The sequence below is a fragment of the Lysobacter sp. M15 genome, from assembly GCF_022662515.1.
Lineage (GTDB): Bacteria > Pseudomonadota > Gammaproteobacteria > Xanthomonadales > Xanthomonadaceae > JAKPBU01.
In genome coordinates, this window is record NZ_JAKPBV010000007.1 from 112,418 (window position 1) to 131,107 (window position 18,690).

Annotated in this window: 14 protein-coding genes; 7 read left to right on the top strand and 7 right to left on the bottom strand. The window is 68.5% G+C overall.

The window, feature by feature from the left end:
* The first annotated feature begins 59 nt into the window (after window positions 1–59).
* The 3 genes from MC380_RS06760 to MC380_RS06770 all read left to right on the top strand — a co-directional run bounded on the left by MC380_RS06760 (window position 60) and on the right by MC380_RS06770 (window position 3,816).
* A complete protein-coding gene (locus MC380_RS06760) occupies window positions 60–1,781 on the top strand; it encodes a S8/S53 family peptidase (RefSeq protein ID WP_242163822.1) in 1,722 nt (573 codons plus the stop codon).
* A 356-nt stretch (window positions 1,782–2,137) separates the two neighbouring features.
* The gene (locus tag MC380_RS06765) at window positions 2,138–2,410 is read left to right on the top strand and encodes a hypothetical protein (protein ID WP_242102350.1); all 273 of its coding nucleotides are present in this window, start codon (window positions 2,138–2,140) and stop codon (window positions 2,408–2,410) included.
* Between the two features lie 29 nt (window positions 2,411–2,439).
* Window positions 2,440–3,816, top strand: coding sequence for a matrixin family metalloprotease (locus MC380_RS06770; protein ID WP_242102349.1), 1,377 nt, complete (start codon window positions 2,440–2,442; stop codon window positions 3,814–3,816).
* 83 nt (window positions 3,817–3,899) lie between these two features.
* Here the strand turns inward: MC380_RS06770 and MC380_RS06775 are convergent, their stop codons facing one another.
* The 5 genes from MC380_RS06775 to uvrD all read right to left on the bottom strand — a co-directional run bounded on the left by MC380_RS06775 (window position 3,900) and on the right by uvrD (window position 10,223).
* Window positions 3,900–4,850, bottom strand: coding sequence for a lysylphosphatidylglycerol synthase domain-containing protein (locus MC380_RS06775; RefSeq protein WP_242163824.1), 951 nt, complete (start codon window positions 4,848–4,850; stop codon window positions 3,900–3,902).
* Window positions 4,847–6,043: a cardiolipin synthase ClsB gene (gene clsB, locus MC380_RS06780; RefSeq protein ID WP_242163826.1), complete on the bottom strand. Its 1,197-nt coding sequence runs from the start codon at window positions 6,041–6,043 to the stop codon at window positions 4,847–4,849. The genes MC380_RS06775 and clsB overlap by 4 nt, the downstream gene beginning before the upstream one ends.
* On the bottom strand, window positions 6,018–6,812 hold the full coding sequence (locus MC380_RS06785; RefSeq protein ID WP_242163827.1) for an endonuclease/exonuclease/phosphatase family protein: 795 nt from the start codon (window positions 6,810–6,812) through the stop codon (window positions 6,018–6,020). The genes clsB and MC380_RS06785 overlap by 26 nt, the downstream gene beginning before the upstream one ends.
* A gap of 55 nt (window positions 6,813–6,867) precedes the next feature.
* Window positions 6,868–7,851, bottom strand: a complete 984-nt coding sequence (locus tag MC380_RS06790; RefSeq protein ID WP_242163829.1) for an SDR family oxidoreductase — start codon at window positions 7,849–7,851, stop codon at window positions 6,868–6,870.
* Between the two features lie 170 nt (window positions 7,852–8,021).
* Window positions 8,022–10,223, bottom strand: a complete 2,202-nt coding sequence (gene uvrD, locus MC380_RS06795; protein ID WP_242163831.1) for a DNA helicase II — start codon at window positions 10,221–10,223, stop codon at window positions 8,022–8,024.
* Window positions 10,224–10,328: 105 nt separating this feature from the next.
* On the opposite strand from uvrD, the gene MC380_RS06800 reads away from it, so the two are divergent.
* Window positions 10,329–11,195, top strand: a complete 867-nt coding sequence (locus tag MC380_RS06800; RefSeq protein ID WP_242163832.1) for a hypothetical protein — start codon at window positions 10,329–10,331, stop codon at window positions 11,193–11,195.
* A 19-nt stretch (window positions 11,196–11,214) separates the two neighbouring features.
* Here MC380_RS06800 and MC380_RS06805 read toward each other — a convergent pair whose 3' ends face one another.
* Window positions 11,215–11,847, bottom strand: a complete 633-nt coding sequence (locus MC380_RS06805) for a TIGR00645 family protein (protein WP_242163834.1) — start codon at window positions 11,845–11,847, stop codon at window positions 11,215–11,217.
* A gap of 190 nt (window positions 11,848–12,037) precedes the next feature.
* Between MC380_RS06805 and MC380_RS06810 the strand changes: the two genes are divergently transcribed.
* Window positions 12,038–12,772: a glutathione S-transferase C-terminal domain-containing protein gene (locus tag MC380_RS06810; protein ID WP_242163836.1), complete on the top strand. Its 735-nt coding sequence runs from the start codon at window positions 12,038–12,040 to the stop codon at window positions 12,770–12,772.
* Window positions 12,773–12,945: 173 nt separating this feature from the next.
* Here the strand turns inward: MC380_RS06810 and MC380_RS06815 are convergent, their stop codons facing one another.
* On the bottom strand, window positions 12,946–15,255 hold the full coding sequence (locus MC380_RS06815; protein WP_242163838.1) for a S9 family peptidase: 2,310 nt from the start codon (window positions 15,253–15,255) through the stop codon (window positions 12,946–12,948).
* A 192-nt stretch (window positions 15,256–15,447) separates the two neighbouring features.
* Between MC380_RS06815 and MC380_RS06820 the strand changes: the two genes are divergently transcribed.
* A complete protein-coding gene (locus MC380_RS06820) occupies window positions 15,448–17,235 on the top strand; it encodes a DUF885 domain-containing protein (protein WP_242163841.1) in 1,788 nt (595 codons plus the stop codon).
* A 206-nt stretch (window positions 17,236–17,441) separates the two neighbouring features.
* Complete coding sequence (locus MC380_RS06825; RefSeq protein ID WP_242163875.1) at window positions 17,442–18,647, top strand: beta-ketoacyl-[acyl-carrier-protein] synthase family protein; 1,206 nt, start codon at window positions 17,442–17,444, stop codon at window positions 18,645–18,647.
* Window positions 18,648–18,690 lie beyond the last annotated feature (43 nt).

Consider the following 18,690-nt stretch of genomic DNA (forward strand, 5'->3'; position numbering starts at 1 on the left):
CCCCGCACGTCCGATCGTTCATCCGCCCTTCCCTTCAAAGCCAGTCCGGGGTCATCCACATGCGCGCTGTGTTCGCCGTCTGCCTCCTGTTTCTCGTGTCGACCACCGCATGCAACCGCGCCGCACCGCCCGCAGAGCCGACGCCCGCGCAGACCCCGACACCACCTTCCACGCCCGTGCCGGAGCCGGCGACGCCCGCGGCCTACACCCAGGGCTATGCGGTCGAACTGGCACCGCAGCAGACCGAAGCCGACCTGCGCAGCGCCGCCGAAGACATCTTCGCCGACGTGGTTTCGATCGAGCGCCTGTTTCCCGACGTCGATGCTGGCGACGATCCCGAAGGCCTGTCACGCATCTGGCGCGTGCGCGTCGCCGATCCGGTGACCAGCGGCGCCAGCGCCTGGGACCAGGCCTACGCGCTGCAGGAGCGCGGCAGCTTCGTCCGCGTCGAACCCGATACCGAGGACACCCTGGTCGAGGCGCAGAAGCGCAGTGCGGTGACCGCGTGCTTCGGCGACGACGGCGTGCCGGCGCCTGCCGATCCGGCCTGGTCGCTGGCTGCGATGCGCGTGCCGCAGGCGCGCCGACTGACGCCGCCCGCTGGCGGCAAGACGCTCGGCGAGGGCGTGCGCGTATGCCATCCCGACAGCGGATGGACCGACCACGTGGATCTCGACGGCGCGCGCATCGACCGCAGCCAGTCGCTGAACCTGATGGAGGGCGGCAGCGACGCGCGCGATCCGCTCGGCTATCAGGGCAATCCCGGCCACGGCACCAAGACCGGCAGTGTGATCGTCAGCGACGGCGGCTTCGGCGCCTCCAGCGGCACCACGGCGCCCGGCACCGTGGTCGGCCTGGCGCCGAAGGCGACGCTGGTGCCGATCCGCACCTTCAACAGCGTGGTGCGGGTGCTCGACAGCAATACCGCGCGCGCTGTGCGGCACGCGACCACCGCGCAGTGCGACGTGATCTCGATGAGCCTGGGCGGGCGCGCGTTCTTCGGCCTCGAGCGCGCGATCAACGACGCGGTGCGTCGCGGCACGATCGTGGTCAACGCTGCCGGCAACTGCATCGGCATGGTGGTGGCGCCGGCGTCCTACGACAACGCGATCGCGGTGGCGGCGACCAATGCGCAGGACAAGCCATGGAAGGGCTCGTCGAAGGGCCGCGCGGTCGACATCGCCGCTCCCGGAGAGGACGTGTATGTCGCCGATGCGGTCGCGGGGACGACCGGCACGCGCGCAAGCCCGGGCAACGGCACTTCATTCGCCACCGCAGCGGTCGCCGGTGCAGCCGCGGACTGGCTCGCCTTCCACGGACGCGCGCGCATCGACGCGGCGCGGGGCAGCCTGACCCGGCGCGACCTGTTCGTCCAGGCGATGCAGGCCAGCGCGCGCAAGCCGGCCGGCTTCGACACCTCGCGCTTCGGCGCGGGCATCCTCGACCTGGACGCGCTGCTGCGGCAGCCGCTCGGCGCGCCGCGCACCCAGCTGCGCGCGCCGCCGCAGGACGACACGGTGAACCTGCTCTCGCGTACGCTCGACCGCGATCCGGCTGAAGTCCGATCGGGCCTGCAGCGCATGCTGTCCGCGGAACCGGGGACGCTCGATGCGACGCTACGGCGCTTCGGGCCGGAACTGCTCGACCTGGCCATGCGCGACCCGGATGCCTTCCGGCAGGCGCTCGATGCGCCCAGTGCAGATGCGCTGCGTGCGCCGGCTGCGACCCTGCGGCCGAAGGCCTCGCGCGCGCTCGCCGCGAAGCTGCAGGCCACGCCGTGAACGCAGCGCGCCAGCCGACGAGCCTGTCGCTGGCCGTGTTCGGCGCGGCCTGCATCGGTGCGGCGTGCAGCGCACCGGCACCGCCGCCCCCGGACGAAGCGCCTGCGCAGGACGCCGCGGATGCGTCTGCGGCAGCGCCTTCGCCGCCACAGCCGCCATCCCCTTCCACAAGCGAATTGCCGACGTCTGCGTCGCCTTCTGCAACCAAACCACCGCCGGAATCGCCCACGCCTTCTTCGGAAGCGCCGGCACAGACGCCCGCTCCGCCGCCGCCACCCTCTCCGGCCACCACCCCGGAACCGACGCCCCCGGCTGCGCAAACCGGCGACACGGCGCCGACGACGGTTACCGTCACCATGCTCTCGCGCGGCAAGGGCGTACCCGAGGCCACGCGCGCGGCCTACAACGACATCCGCGCGCTGCTCGACAAGCAGCGCTCCGCGTACGCCATCACCGATCTGCGCGCCCAGCGCATCGGCCTGGAAGGCGAAACCCGTCTGTGCGCCGAATTCCGCAGCGCGAAGGACGCGCAGGCCGCCCTGTCCGAAATCCGCCAGCGCGCCGCGGGCGTCGAGCTGCTCGACGTCTCCGACGCGCCATGCCCGTCCCCCAAGGAAAGCAAGCCATGAACCTGCCCTCATTACGGTCAAATTCCTCCATGCCGGCGTTCGCGCTGGTAGTCGCCGTCGCCTTCGCGCTTGCGGGCTGCAAGCGCGACGAGCCTGTCGCGCCCGCCACGCCACCGTCGGCCACCACCACCCCACCTCCCGCGGAGCCGGTAGGACCGCCGAGCCACGACATCAGGCCCGCAACCGGTGCGGTCGAAGCCAACGAGCAGACCATCGAAGCCGCGCAGCAACAACTCGCCGACGCGGCCAAGGCCGCGCGCGAGAAGTGGCGCGGCAAGACCTTCGAGGAGTTCGAGGCATCGGTGTTCAAGGAACCGGGCGAACACGGCAAGTACATCGTCAGCGGCGATCTGGCCATTGCCGACCGCAAGCACCTGCAGGAGTTCTTCGAAAGCCTGCAGCGCGAGGACGACGAAACCGCACATGGCAAGCTCACCGTCCGCGCGCTCGCGGCGGCCCAGGGCGTGGACGGCGGCGTCGACATCTGGACCAGCGCACGCAGGAAGCGCCTGAACTATTGCGTCAGCGATCAGTTCGGCCCGCGCAAGGCCGCTGTCGTGGCCGACATGGTGGCGGCAACCAACGCCTGGGAACAGGCGGCCGATGTCGACTTCGTGCATGTCGCCGCTCAGGATGCCAGCTGCACGGCCAGCAATCCCCAGGTCGAGTTCGACGTGCGCCCGGTGGACGTGGACGGCGAATACCTGGCGCGCGCCTTCTTCCCCGCGGACACGCGCACCGACCGCAATGTGCTGATCGACAATTCATCGTTCGAGATGGATCCGGACGACACGCTGACGCTGGTCGGCATCCTGCGCCACGAACTGGGCCATGCGCTCGGGCTGCGCCACGAACATACCCGGCCCGAAGCCGGCACCTGCTTCGAGGACAGCAATTTCACTCCGATCACCGAGTACGACCGCTTCTCGGTCATGCACTACCCGCAGTGCAACGGCGGCGGCGACTGGTCGCTGCAGCTGACGGCGCTGGACAAGGCCGGTTCGGCCTGCCTCTACGGCAAGGGCACGGCCAATACCGAGGATCTGGCGCAATGCGTCTACCAGGCCCCCGACGCACCGACCACCGGCACCGTGGAAACCAAGGTCTTCGAGAACCAGGCCGTCGCCAAGGGCGAGAAGAAGCAGTACGGCGCCTTCGACGTGAAACCCGGATCGATCGCGACCGTGCGCATGACCGCCGTCGGCGCAAATGCAGGCGATCCTGATCTGTACGTGCGCTATCTCGGCCCGCCCGACACGAGCCGCTGGAACTGCCGCCCCTACCTCAGCCACGCCAACGAAACCTGCGAGCTCGAGGTGCCGGGCAACCGCAGCAAGATTCACGTCATGGTGCGCGGCTATGCCGCAGGCAGCTACCGGCTGGAGATCACCTATACAAAGCCATGATGACGGGGCTGCCGGTCACCCGCGTGGGATGAACCGCACAGACGCTTGGGAAAAAGGCGCCCGATCCTGCGCACGCGCCCCGCTCAGCCGGCATCATCCGGATGTGGGCCGCGTCTGCGCACGGCTCCGGATTCGAACGCGAGGTATGCGATCGCGGCCAGCAGCAACGGCGCGAGGTAGTAAATCGCACGATAGGCCAGCAGCGCGGCGAGCAGTTCCGGCTGCGCGACCCGCTCGCCGAGCATCGCCAGGAAGATCGCTTCCAACGCGCCCAGGCCGGCCGGGATGTGGGTGACCGCCGCCGCAACGGCCGCGAGCAGGAGCACGCCGAGCACCGTGGGGTAATCGATCCGCTGCTGCAGCAGCACGAACAGCAACGCGGCCATCGTCAGCCAGTTTGCGCTGGACAGACCCAGCTGCAGCAATGCCATGCGCAGGGACGGCAGCTTGAACGCATGACCGCGCAGATGCCAGGCGCGGTCGTGCCAGCGGGCGCACGCGAACAGATAGGCAGCCGCCACCACCAGCATCGCGAGACCGAGCACGCGCCCGGCGATGCTGGCAGCGCCTTGGGGCAAGACGATCGGTTGCGCGATCAGCACGCCGCCGGCCAGCACGAGATAGCCGGACCAATTGGTGCTCACGGCGAACGCGACGATGCGGCCGATGGCCCCGGCGCGCAATCCCGAATGCGAGTACAGGCGCAGGCGGAAGCCACCGCCGCCGATCAGCGCGCCGATGTTGAGACTGAACGCGTAGCAGGTGAAGCCGATCAGCATGGTCCGCCGCGTCGACAGGCCATGGCCCGCGTAGTGCCGCGCCCCGAGTTCGTAGCTGCAATACAACAGGTAGCTCAGTGCCGCCAGCGCCGCGGCGGTCGTCACCTCATGCAGGCGGTATCCTGCCAGCGCCTGCCACACCTGAGGCCAGTCCACCGAACGCGCATGGCGGATCAGCAGCACCAGCGCGATCGCGGTGATCGCCAGGGTGACGATCTGGATCGCGCGATCGCGACGCCTCCGGCGCCCGGTCATCGGCTTTCCATCCGGGGGCCGTCGCGCGGGGCCAGCTCAACGACGCTGGGCGTATGCGCGGGCAGCAATCCAGCCCATGCGGGGAAGCGACGCAGCACGTGGAACAGCAGCGACGAGGGCAGCGGCCACAGCCGGCGCTCCGGCAGCCCGGCCGTATCGACCGGCCGGCAGTCGCGCTCCCGCAACCTCGCCAGCCGGGCGTGCAGATCACGATTGAAACCGCGGTCGCGAACGAAGATGTTGGCCTCCAGGTTCAGCGACAGGCTGAGCGGATCGAGATTGCTGGAGCCGACGGTCGCCCATGTGTCGTCGACGAGTGCCACCTTGCCGTGGAACGGACGCCTGCAGTACTCGTGGATGCACACGCCAGCGGCGATCAGGTGCCGATACAGGGTCCTGGCCGCCAGCAGGGCCAGCGGCGTGTCGGGCTCGCCCTGGACGATCAGCGACACCCGCACGCCGCGGCGCGCCGCGTGGCGCAGATCGCGCAGCAATCCGTAGCCAGGAAAGAAGTAGGCATTGGCGATCACGATCTCGTCGCGCGCTGCGCGGATGGCGATGCGGTACTGCCGCTCGATCTCGGTCGACCGTGCGGCGTTGTCGCGCAGCGCGAACAGCACCCTGCCGTTGCCGGCATGTGCGGTCGCGGCGGACGGTGGGTGTCGCCACGACTCCGCGTTGCCGCGCATGGCCGCGGCCGCGAACGTGCGGATGTCGTCGACCACCGGACCCTGCAGCTCGACCGCGTAGTCCTGTTTCGAAGTCGGTCCGAAATCCTCGAGATGGTCGGCGGAGTAGTTGATGCCGCCGACGAACGCACGCGTGCCATCCACCACCAGCAGCTTGCGGTGCAGGCGGCGGAAGATGTGCAGGCGCAGGCCGAGCAGGGTCCGATGGGGATCGAAGACGCGCAGGATCACGCCGGTTTCGGCCAGCCCATCCAGGAACGATGGCGAAAATCGCGGCGAGCCGTACCCGTCGACCATGACCTCGACCCGCACGCCGCGCCGCGCCGCCGCGGTCAGCTGCCGGTGCAGTTCCCATCCGACCTTGTCCTCGAACAGGATGAACGTCTCCAGCAGGACTTCTTCGCGCGCCTGCGCGATCGCCGCGAACGCGCAGGCAAAGAACGCCTCGCCGTTCTCGAGCAGCGCGACGCGGTTGCCTTCACGCCAGGGATCGTTGCCGCCCATGACCTTCTGCAACGATCGACGTCGCGTCGATGCCCACGCGCGCGAACAGCGTGGCGTGGTCGGACAGGTGCGACCACGGCCGCGACGACAGTACTGCCACCTCATGCACCTGCACGTTGCGCAGGTACATGCGGTCCAGCGGCAGCAGCGGCCAGCGCGCGGGAAAGGTGCGCGCCAGCCGCCCATGTGCGTCGAGGAACGCCTCGCGCAATCCGCAGCGGGCCAGCGCCGCGTGGCCGCGCCCGCGCCAGTCGTTGAAGTCGCCGGCGACCGCGAGCGGCGCATCGGCGGGAATCTGCTCGGCAACGGTCCGGCACAGCAGGTCCAGCTGCCGGCCGCGGTGCGCCTCGCGCAGGCCCAGGTGCACGCACAGCGTATGCAACCGCACCGCGCTGCCAGGGATCTCCAGCACGCAGTGCAGCAGGCCGCGACCCTCGTGGCCGTCCACGGATACATCCAGGTTGCGTTGCTGCACGATCGGAAACTTCGACAGCAGCGCATTGCCATGATGGCCGTGCGGGTAAGCCGCGTTCTGGCCGTAGGCGAACTGCGGCCACAGGCTGTCGGCGAGGAACTCGTAGTGCGGAACATCCGGCCACCGTGCGTGGCGGCGCGCGTGGCCGCTGTGGGCGCCCTGCACTTCCTGCAGGAACACCACGTCGGCGGAGACTTCGCGGATGGCCTCGCGCAGCTCCGGCAGCACGAAGCGCCGGCGCGAGAAGCTGAAACCCATGTGGATGTTGGCGGTGAGCAGATTCAGCGCGATCATCCGGGTATCCGATCCTCTGCGACCCTGTCCTTTCGCCATCCGCAACGCCGGGTGACTAGCCGCGCGGCCCGCCCATCACCGGCAGGATCACGCCATTGATGTACGAGGCGGTGACCGGCGAGGCCAGGAACACGAACGCCGGCGAGATCTCCTCCGGCTGCGCCGGGCGCCCCATGTCGCTATCCTGCCCGAACTTCGCGACTTCCTGCGCAGGTTTGTCGGCAGGGTTGAGCGGGGTCCACACCGGGCCCGGCGCCACGCAGTTGACCCGGATCCCGCGCTCCAGCAGGTTGCTGGCCAGCGACTTGGTGAAGGCGTGGATCGCGCCCTTGGTCGCCGAGTAGTCGAGCAGGTGCTTGCTGCCGAACAGGCCGGTTTCCGACCCGTTGTTGACGATGCTGGCACCGCGCTGCATGTGCGGCAGCACGGCGCGCGCCATGTGGAAGTAGCCGGCGATGTTGGTCTGCAGCGTTTCCTGCAGATGCGCGTCGCTGATGTCCTCGATCCGCTGCGCATGCAGCTGGAAGGCGGCATTGTTGACCAGCACGTCGATCCGGCCGAACGCCTTCTTCACCCGGTCGACCGCCTGTTTGCAGAAGGCCGGGTCGCGCACGTCGCCGGAGATCGCGAGGCAACGGCGACCTTCCTCCTCCACCGCGCGCTTGGTCTGCCTGGCGTCCTCGTGCTCGTCCAGGTACAGGATGGCCACGTCCGCGCCTTCGCGCGCGAACAGCACGGCCACCGCGCGACCGATGCCCGAGTCGCCGCCGGTGATGATCGCCGCCATCCCTTCGAGCTTGCCGCTACCCACATAGGCGGGCGCCAGGTAGCGCGGCTGCAGGTCCAGGTCGGCTTCCCGGCCCGGCTTTTTCAGGTGCTGCGCGGGCATCGGGTTTTCCGGCTGCCGGCGTACACCGGCCTGCACCGCCTTCTTCTTCGCTGTCTTCTTCTTCGCCGCGGGCCTGGCGTCGATGCCTTGCTGGATCCTGCGCTGGCGGCTGGCGGTCGCGGACGCTTTGGCGGGCTTGCGCGAGGCCATGGTCTGGCTCCTGGTGGGACACGGACCTGTGACCGTACCTGCAGGCAAGTCAAAGCCCCGTCGTGCTGGCGTTGCGTATGCGTTGTCACGCGTACCGCGCCGCGAGCGATCAAGCGCCGTCCGATCCACCTTGGCGCAGCGGGCGCTGATCCTTGCGCTTCAGCGCGCGGTCACGCCGGCGACAGGTTCGCGTAGGCAAGCACCAGCCACTTGCTCCCCGCATCGTCGAAATTCACCTGCACCCGCGCGTGCGAACCGCTGCCCTCGTAGTCGGTCACCGTGCCGGTGCCGAAGCTGGGATGGCGCACGCTGGCGCCGAGCGCGATCTGCGGCGTTTCGATGGCGGCGTGGCCGCGGTTGAACGCCGCGTCGCGGCGCGAACCGGGCATGAACGGTCCCTTGAAGCCAGGCCGCGAAACCTGGATGCGTGGACGCACCTCGTGCAGCAACTCTTTCGGAATCTCGCGCAGGAACCGTGACGGGATGCCGTACATGTCCTGGCCGTGCAGGCGCCGCGCCTCGGCGTAGCTGAGCACCAGCTTCTGGCGCGCGCGGGTGATGCCGACATAGGCCAGGCGGCGCTCTTCCTCCAGCCGGCCCTGCTCCTCGATCGAGCGCGCGTTCGGAAACAGCCCTTCCTCCAGCCCGGCCAGGAACACCAGCGGAAACTCCAGGCCCTTGGCGCTGTGCAGGGTCATCAGCTGGACACCGTCCTCGCCGGCCTGGGCCTGGCCTTCGCCCGCTTCCAGCGCCGCGTAGGAGAGGAAAGCCACCAGTTCGGTCAGCGCCGCAGCTTCCTCGTCGTCGCCGCGCACGAAGCGCGAGGCGACCGAAACCAGCTCGTCGAGATTGTCCACGCGCGAATCGATCGATCCCTTCGACTCGTTGGCGTAGTGTTCGCGCAGCCCGGAGCGCAACAGCACGTGGTCGATCTTGTCCTTGAGCGGCAGGTCGTCGGTTTCCGCGGCGATGCCGTCGACCAGCGCCAGGAATCCGGCCAGGGCGTTGCGCGCGCGCGCGGCGAGCATGCTTTCGCGGGCGATGCGGATCGCCGCTTCCCACAGCGGCACGCCATCGAGCCGCGCGCGCTTGCGCACCTCGTCCAGGGTGCGCTCGCCGATGCCGCGGGTGGGCGTGTTGACCGCGCGTTCGAACGCCGCATCGTCGGCGCGCGAGGCGACCAGGCGCAGGTAGGCCAGGGTGTCCTTGATCTCGGCGCGTTCGAAGAAGCGCATGCCGCCGTACACGCGGTACGGGATCTGCTCGGCCAGCAGCGCTTCCTCGAACGCGCGCGACTGCGCATTGCTGCGATACAGGATCGCGGTCTCGCCGTATCCGCCGCCATCGCGCACCCACAGCCGGATGCGTTCGATCACGAAGCGCGCCTCGTCGATCTCGTTGTAGGACGCGTACAGGTCGATCGGCTCGCCCTCGCCGCTGTCGGTCCACAGCTGCTTGCCCAGGCGATCGGGATTGTGGGCGATGACCGCATTGGCCGCGCTGAGGATGTTGGCGCTGGAGCGGTAGTTCTGCTCCAGGCGGATGGTCTTGGCGCCCGGGAAATCACGCAGGAAGGTCTGCACGTTCTCGACCTTGGCCCCGCGCCAGCCGTAGATGGCCTGGTCGTCGTCGCCGACCACGAACACCCGGCCGGTGTCGCCGGCGAGCAACCGCACGAATCCGTACTGGATGGCGTTGGTGTCCTGGAACTCGTCGATCAGCAGCTCGCCGAAACGATGGCGATAGTGGGCCAGCAGCGCCGGGGTATCGCGCAGCACTTCATGCGCGCGCAGCAGCAGCTCGGCGAAGTCGACCAGGCCCGCGCGGTCGCAGCGTTCCTGGTACATCGCGTAACTGCGCAGCATTACGTCGGACCATTCGTCGCGATCGGACTGGATGTGCTGCGGGCGCCGGCCTTCGTCCTTCTGCGCATTGATCCACCACGCGATCTGGCGCGGCGGGAACCGCGCCTCGTCGATCTCCAGCGCCTGGACCACGCGCTTGACCAGGCGCAGCTGGTCGTCGCTGTCGAGCACCTGGAAGCCTTCGGGCAGCTTCGCATCCTGCCAGTGCAGGCGCAGCAGGCGGTGTGCCAGGCCGTGGAAGGTGCCGATCCACAGGCCGCGCGAACCGTGCCGAAGCAGCGCGTCGGCGCGGTGGCGCATTTCGCCCGCGGCCTTGTTGGTGAAGGTCACGGCGAAGATCCCATGCACCGGCACGCCGTGCACCTGGTTGAGCCAGGCGATGCGGTGGGTCAGCACGCGGGTCTTGCCGGATCCGGCGCCGGCCAGGACCAGGTAGTGGCCGGATTCTGCGGTGACGGCCTCGCGCTGGGCGGAATTGAGGTCGTCGAGCAGGTACGAAACATCCATTGCCGTATTTTACGCGTCATGCGCGCGTCCCAACCGGTTTCATCGCGCCGGCAGCGGCCTGCTTCCCCGCTGGTGGCATTCGGCTGCCTGTTCGCGTTCACATCGATGACGCAGGCGTTCGCGGGCGAGCGCATCCTGCATGCGGGCAGCGGGCGGCTGGAGATCGTGGTGAACGGCATCGACGATCCCGCGCGCGAGGCGATGCTGCAGCAATGGGCCGAAGAGGCTGCCAAGACCCTGTTGACGGCTTCCGACCGCTTCCCGCTCCCGCGCGTTCGCGCAGTGGTGCGCGAGACCGACAGCCGCGACCCCAGCCCGGTGCCCTGGGGCCAGACCCTGCGCAGGGACGGCGTTGCGGTGCTGCTCTACGTGCGGCCCGATGCCACGCTCGAGCAGCTGCGCGACGACTGGACCGCAGTGCACGAGTTCTCGCACCTCATGCATCCGTATCTGGGCCGCGAAGGGCGTTGGATGGCCGAAGGCCTGGCCAGCTATTACCAGAACGTGCTGCGCGCGCGCGCCGGCCTGATGTCACCGGATGAGGCCTGGCGCCGGCTCGATGCGGGTTTCGGGCGCGGCCGGGGTGCCCCGGCCGGTAGGCCGCTGTCCTCGGCAAAGGGACGCGGCGCGACCATGCGTATCTACTGGGCCGGAGCCGCGTACTGGCTGCACGCGGATCTTGCATTGCGCGAGCGCGGCTCGTCGCTGGACACGGTGCTCTCGGCCTACGCGCGCTGCTGTCTGTCGGATCGCAGCGAGTCCACGCCACTGGGCTTCGCCCAGGCGCTGGACCGCATCGACGGGCATGGGATGTTCGTTCGCCTGTACCGCAAGTACGCGGCCGCAACTGCGTTTCCCGATCTCGCCGCCGCCTACCGCGCGCTTGGGCTGTCCGGAAATGGGACAACGCTGCGCTTCAGCCAGGGTGATGCCGCTGCGCGCCTGCGCACGACGATCATGCGCGCGCGCTGATCACGCGCTTCGATCCGGCTCAGTGTGCGAGCTGCTCGCGCTTGCTGGCGCTGCCAGTCATCACCTTGTCGGTATAGGCGATGCCGATGGCCGACAGGATAAATAGGCCGTGGATGATCGACTGCCACATCACCCCGGTTGGAGACACCGTGGTGCAGGTCTTGCCCAGATAGTCCACCAGGTCCGCCGCCTGCGCTCCGGCGAAGGCCTGTGCAGTGCCGCACACCGGCAGCGCGCCCAGGGTGCCGGCTTCGATGAAGGTCTTGAGCAGGTGGATCGAGGAGATGCCGATGATCGCCATCGCCAGCTTCACCTTGAGCACGCTGGCGTTGACGTGGCTCAGCCATTCGGGCTGGTCCGGATGACGCTCCAGGCGCATGCGCGAGACGAAGGTCTCGTAACCGCCCACGATCACCATCATCAGCAGGTTGCTGATCATCACCACGTCGATCAGGCCCAGCACCAGCAGCATGATGTCCTGCTCGGTGAGCGTGGTGGCGCCGTGGACGAGGTGCCAAAGCTCCTTCAGGAACAGGATCACGTACACGCCCTGGGCCACGATCAGGCCCAGGTACAGCGGCAGCTGCAGCCAGCGCGAGGAGAAGATCAGCGCGGGCAGCGGATTGAGGCGTTCGGGGCGTTGGTTCGACATGTGCTCGGCGGGCGCAAAACTGCGCGCAGGGTAACGAGCCCGCGCGCAACTGCCAAGCGCCGTTCCGGCGTGCGAACCGGAACGTGGTACCGGAGGCGACATTGCCGGGACTGAGTGTTTTATCCACCCGCCACCTGCATGCGGGCCCGGCGCCTAGACTCTTCCACCCCACTCGCTTGCGGACGCCGTCATGATCGACCTGCATTACTGGCCCACTCCCAACGGCCACAAGATCACCTTGTTCCTGGAAGAGCTTGCCGAACTGGGACAGGGGCTGGCCTACACGATCAAGCCGGTCGACATCGGCAAGGGCGCGCAGTTCGAGCCGGATTACCTGAAGATCTCGCCGAACAACAAGATGCCCGCGATCGTGGACCACGCCCCGGTCGACGGCGGCGCCCCGATCAGCGTGTTCGAATCGGGCGCGATCCTGCTCTACCTGGCCAACAAGACTGGGCAGTTCCTCGGCATCGCCCCGGGCGCCGACGCCGGCGATGCGCTGCGCGCACGCATCATCGTGAACGAATGGCTGTTCTGGCAGATGGGCGGGCTCGGGCCGATGACCGGGCAGTACGGCCATTTCCACGTGTACGCCCCCGAGCCGATCGGGTATGCACGCGACCGCTACCGCAACGAAGCCGAACGTCTGCTCGGCGTGCTCGACAAGCGCCTGGCTGGACGCGCCTTCATCGCCGGCGACGAGTACAGCATCGCCGACATGGCCAGCTATCCGTGGATCAATCCCTACGACAAGGCGCCGCTGGACCTGACGCCGTTCGCCAATGTGCGGCGCTGGCATGCGGCGATCCGGCAGCGCCCGGCGACGCAGCGCGCGTATGCCCTGGCCAAGCAGGTCAATCCTGACGCGGGCAAGCCGATGGGCGACCAGGAAAGGAAACTGCTGTTCGGGCAGGGGGCGCGCTAGGACGGTCCCATCGCAGCCGATGCAAGGCCCATCTCGCCCTGTGGGAGCGACCTTGGTCGCGAATGCTTAATCCGCTAAACAGCATTCGCGGCTGAAGCCGCTCCCACACGGAAAGGCTGGCGTCGCGCACGTCGGAGCATCGCCCCGACCCCGGATCAGGTCCGGGGCAGGCTCTACGGCGCCGGCGGCTTGAGTTCGTACTGGGCCGGCGGCTCGGCACCCAGCAGGTGCCGCACGAAGTAATCCCAGCGCCGGCGCATGACGTAATACCCATCGTTGCCGTAGCCGTGGCGCGCATGCGGCAGCAGCAGCAGGTCGAAGTCCTTGTTGGCCTTGATCAGCGCATCGACCACCAGCAGGGTCATCTGCGGCGGCACGTTGTCGTCCATCATGCCGTGGATCAGGAACAGCCTGCCCTTCAGCTGCTTCGCGTAGGTGGCGTTGTCCTGGCCGGTGTAGTTGTTCTTCCCGTCCCTGCGTTTCACCAGCAGGCCCTGGTAGCGCTCGCCCCAGTCGTCCTCATAGCTGAGGTTGTCGTGGTTGCCGGATTCGGCGATCCCGACCTTGTACACGTCCGGGTATTTGAACATCGCCGTCGCGGTCGCGTTGCCGCCCCCCGAATGGCCCCAGATGCCGGCTCGGCTCGCGTCGATCCATGCATGCCGCGCAGCCAGTTGCTTCAGCGCGGCGACCTGATCGGGCAGGGTGTTGTCGATCATGTCGCCGTACCACGTGTCGTGGAACGACTTGCTGCGCAGCGGCGTACCCATGCCGTCGACTGCGATCACGATGAAGCCCAGTTCCGCGAGCGCCTGGTGGTCCAGGTGCGCGGGCAGGAAGCTGCGCGAGCGGATCGAGCCGACCTGCGGGCCTGGGTAGATGTAGGTGATGACCGGGTACTTCTTCGACGGATCGAAGCCCGATGGCTTGAACATCTGCCCGTACAGCGTGGTCCGGCCGTCGCGCGCCTTCACGGTGAATGACTCGGGCGGCACCCAGCCGCTGGCCCTCAACCGGGTGAAGTCGGCACGCGCCAGCTCGGCGAGTTGCGCGCCATCGGCGTCGCGCACCAGCGCGACCGGCGCGGTGCCGATGGTCGAATGCACGTCGACGAAGTGCCGGCCGTCCTTCGACACTGTGATCGCGTGGTTCGCGTCCTCGGGCGTGAGCAGCTGCACCCCGCCGCCGTCCAGGCTCGCCTTGTAGTAGTGCACGTAGTACGGATCGCGTCCGGGCTCGCGGCCCACGCCGCGGAACCAGACGGTGCGCGAAGCTTCATCGACGTGCGCGATCTGGGTGACGTTCCACTCGCCCTGGGTGATCTGGCGCTTGCGCCTGCCGGTGGCGAGGTCGTGCAGATACAGATGCCCCCAGTCGGACTTCTCGCTGAACCAGATGAACTCGTTGCTGTCCGGCAGATAGCGCCAGTTGGCCTCGCCCTGCCCGCTTTCGTAATGGGTCCTGACGGTTTCCTTGTAGACGTCGCGGACCTTGCCGGTTGCGGCATCGGCGATGCGCAGCTGCGCCGACTTGTGGCCGCGGTCGGTACTGACGAACGCCAGGGTGTTGCCGTCCTTCGCCCACTGCACGTCTTCCCAGCCGCCGTTGCAGCTCACGTCGTCGCAGAACGTGGAACGGTGCTGGTCCGGCGGCATCTGCAGGCGGATCGTCTTCGGCGCCTCGGCGGTCAGGTCGATGATCACGCGTTCGATCATCGTGATGTCCTTGTCGCCGACGAACGGATACTTCCACTGCTCGACCCTGGGCGCGCCCACGTTGGTGGCGACCAGGGTCATGGTGCTGGTCCTGCGCTGGTCCTGCTGGAACGTGGCGATCTTGCGCGAGTCGGGCGACCACACCAGGATCGGGCGGTCGCTGTGCACCCAACCGGCGTTGTCGGTGGCATAGCCGTAGTCGACGACGCCGTCGGTGGTGAGCTGTCGTTCGTTGCCGCCTTCGGCATCTCGCAGCCACAGGTTCCAGTTGCGGATGAAGGCCTCGCGCTTGCCGTCCGGCGAAAGCACGCCCGGCTCGGACCCGGGGCCTTTTACTTCGGTGCAACGACCGGCCTTCTCCGCGATGGAGCACGCATACCGCTTGTCGCCGGCCTTGATCGTGAAACCGCCATCGGCCCGGGCCGAATATTCGGTAATGGGCAGCTTGTCCGCAGTGACGGCCTTGCCACCGGCTTTCGACAGCGCAGCGGCGAGCAGGGCGTGGTCGAACAGCGGCTCGGTCTTGCCGGCAGGCGGTTGGAAGCGCTCGAAATGGTCGCCCGACGCATCATGCCGCTTGAACCAGACACTGCCGTCCTCGAGCCAGGTGATGCCCGACAGCGCGTTGTCGACCAGCGGCGTGGCCTTGTGCGCGAGTCGCGACTCGGCACGCGCGTAGTCTGCTGGCGTCAGCTGCGGCGTTTGCGCCCATGCCATCGGCGCGAGCAGCAACAGCGCCAATCCCTGCCAACTCGCCCTGCCTGTCATCCGGACTCCCCGATCGTTGTTTGCCGCGGCATTGTAGGTGCGACCCCTGCTCGGGGCGCATGACCTTGGTCAGGGGCGCGTCGCGATAGGGCGATAGTGGTCCCGGGCTCCGCGCGCATGGGTGGCGCGTTGCAGATTGCGCCGCTCCGCCACCCGGATTAGGGTCGGCAGCTTCCCGACCCCGAGCCCGCCATGAAAATCCTGTCCCTCGCCATCGCCCTGGCGCTCGCGCTGCCCGCTCCGCTGTGGGCGCAGGAGGCCGCGCCGACCGCCACCGTCGAACGCGCTACCCCCGCCTGGGTCGCCACGAGCAATGGCTACGCCAACGCGCTGCTGGAAACCGAAGCGCAGTTCAATCCAGAAAGCGTATCGGAAAGGGGGCTAACGCAGTTCGACGGACTGGCCACGGACCTGGGTCCCGACGTCGACCAGCGCCGGCGCGCGGCGCTGGTCAAGGCCAAGGCGGACCTGCAGGCCGGGCTTGCGCGCGAACGCGATCCCAACGTGCGCCAGGACCTGCAGATCATGATCGAGGCGGTGGACCGCCGGATCGAAGGCATCGACCTGTCGCAGAAATACGAGCGCAACTGGACCGACGCCGCGCTGCGCGTGTTCGACGGCGAGCAGGCGCTGCTGCAGGAACAGATCGCGGCCGCGCGCCGGCCCAAGGCGCTCGAACGGCTGCAGCGCTACGTCGGTCTGTGGCCGCAGAGCACATCGATCTTCGACCAGGCCCGCGCCCGCTATGAGGACAGCAAGGGTGCCGGCAAGCTCGAACCCACGCGGCTGGAAGTGGAGCAAGCCATCGCCAATGCTGCGACTTATGTCGACGGCGTGCGCAAGCTGTACCAGAAATATCCGCAGCCGGATTCGGATGCCGCGCTCGCCGCATTCGAACAGCAGGCCACGGCCTATGCCGAATGGCTGCGCGCGCAGGTGCTGCCGGTCTCGCGCACCGATCCGAAGCTGCCGCCGGAGCTGTATGCCTACAACCTGCGCCAGGTGGGCATCGACATCGCGCCGGAGCTGCTGATCCAGCGCGCGCAGGCCGCCTTCATGGAAACGCGCGCGGCGATGCAGCAACTGGCGCCGTTGGTGGCGAAGGAGAAGAACCTTGACGCCCGCGATTACCGCGAGGTGATCCGCGCGCTGAAGCGCGACACCATTCCCAATGACCAGCTCGAAGCCGAATACCGCAAGGTGATCGATGCCATCGATCCGATCATCCGCCGCGAGAAGATCGTCGACGTGCCGACGCGGCCGATGATCATGCGCCTGGGCACGCCGGCCGAAAGCGCGGCCCAGCCGGCGCCGCATTTCCGCGGCGCGCAGCTGATCGGCAACACCGGCGAGCAGGGCCAGTTCGTGCTGCCGCTGGGCAACCCGGCCGCGGGCAAGGAGGCGATGTACGACGACTTCAACTATCCCTCCGCGGCGTGGACCCTGAGCGCACACGAGGGCCGCCCGGGCCACGAGCTGCAGTCGGCCAGCATGATCGAGCGCGGCGTGTCGCTGGCGCGCGCGCTGTTCGCCGGGAACTCGGTCAATTCCGAAGGCTGGGCGCTGTATGCCGAGGCCGAGATGGTGCCGTACGAGCCGCTCGACGGACAGCTGATCGCGCTGCAGTTCCGCCTGATGCGCGCCGCGCGGGCGATGCTCGACCCGATGCTCAACCTGGGCCTGATCGACCGCCCGCGCGCGGAGAAGGTACTGATGGAGGACGTGGTGCTGTCCAAGGCCATGGCCACCCAGGAACTGGACCGCTATCAGTTCCGCTCCCCCGGCCAGGCCGGCAGCTATTTCTATGGCTACAGCCGGATCATGGAACTGCGTATGGAAACCGAACTCGCCCTTGGCGAGCGCTTCGACCGGCTCGCCTTCAACAATTTCCTGCTCGACCAGGGCCGGCTGCCGCCGAAGCTGCTCGCCGAGGCGGTACGCACGCAGTTCATTCCAGCGCACAAGGCAGGCGCGCGCTGAGACTGGCCCAAGGCGCGCGCTGAGCACGCGCGCGCAGGAATCCGAGCTCGTCTGTGAACCTGTTCAGCCTGCGGCGTGGACCGAACTGCGCCGACCGGCCGCAAGCCAGTCCGGTCAGCGGGCGCTCCCAGGGCGCTGGGTATACTCGCCGCCCTTTCGCGCGAGAGCGTCCGTTGTCCCCGCCAACTGCAATGCCGCCGCTGGCGATCCGCCCACTCCGGATCAGGAACTTCACCGCCACCACCGCGCTCGGCCCCGGCCGCGCCGCCCAGCTGGCGGGGCTGCGCGAACGGCGCAGCGGGCTGCGCCGCAACGACTTCGGCCCCGCGCGCAGCGATGGCAGCCTGCTGCCGACGTGGATCGGGCGCGTGAATGGACTGGAGCTGGCAGCGCTACCCGACGACCTGGCCGCATGGGAGTGCCGCAACAACCGCCTCGCCTGGCTTGCCCTGCAGCAGGACGCGATGCTCGCCGACGCGATCGCCCTGGGCGAACGCCACGGCGCGGAGCGGGTGGCGGTGGTGATCGGCACCTCGACCTCGAGCATCGGCGCCACCGAGGAAGGCTATGCCCGGCTCGAACGCGACGAACAGGGCAATCCCTGTCTTCCCGCGGACCTGTTGCGGCCGATCGTGCACACCCCGCATTCGCCTGGCCGCTTCGTGCAGGCCGCAACCGGCCTGCGTGGGCCGTGCGTGACCGTGGCCACGGCCTGCTCCTCCAGCGCCAAGGTCTTCGCCCAGGCGGCACGCCTGATCGCGGCGGGCCAGGCCGACGCCGCCCTGGTCGGCGGCGTGGACACCCTGTGCGGCAGCGTGCTGTACGGGTTCAATTCGCTCGGACTGGTGTCGGAAGCGCCCTGCCGCCCGTTCGACGCGCACCGCGACGGCCTGTCCCTGGGCGAAGCCGGCGGCTTCGCGATCCTGGAGAAGGCGGACGCCGAAGGCGGGCTGCAGCTGCGCGGCTACGGCGAGTCCAGCGATGCGCACCACATGTCGGCACCGCACCCCGAAGGCCTGGGCGCGCGCATCTCGATGCGCGATGCGCTGGCGCGTGCCGGCATCGACGCCGGCGATGTCGGTTACCTGAATCTGCACGGCACCGCCACGCCGGCGAACGATGCGGTGGAGGCGCGCGCGGTGGCGGCGTTGTTCCCGGACACGCTACATGCGAGTTCGACCAAGGGCTGGACCGGGCACACGCTCGGTGCGGCCGGAATCGTCGAATCGGTCTTCAGCCTGCTGGCGCTGGAACACGGACTGCTGCCCGGCATCCTCGGCGGTGATGCTCCCGACCCCGGCAACGGTCCGCAGATCCGCTTCGACAATGCGCATGCCGAAATCCGCTACGCCATGAACAATTCGTTCGGCTTCGGCGGCAACAACTGCTCGCTGGTATTCGGACGGGCATGACGATGCCGAGACCATCGCCCCGTAGGAGCGGCGTAAGCCGCGA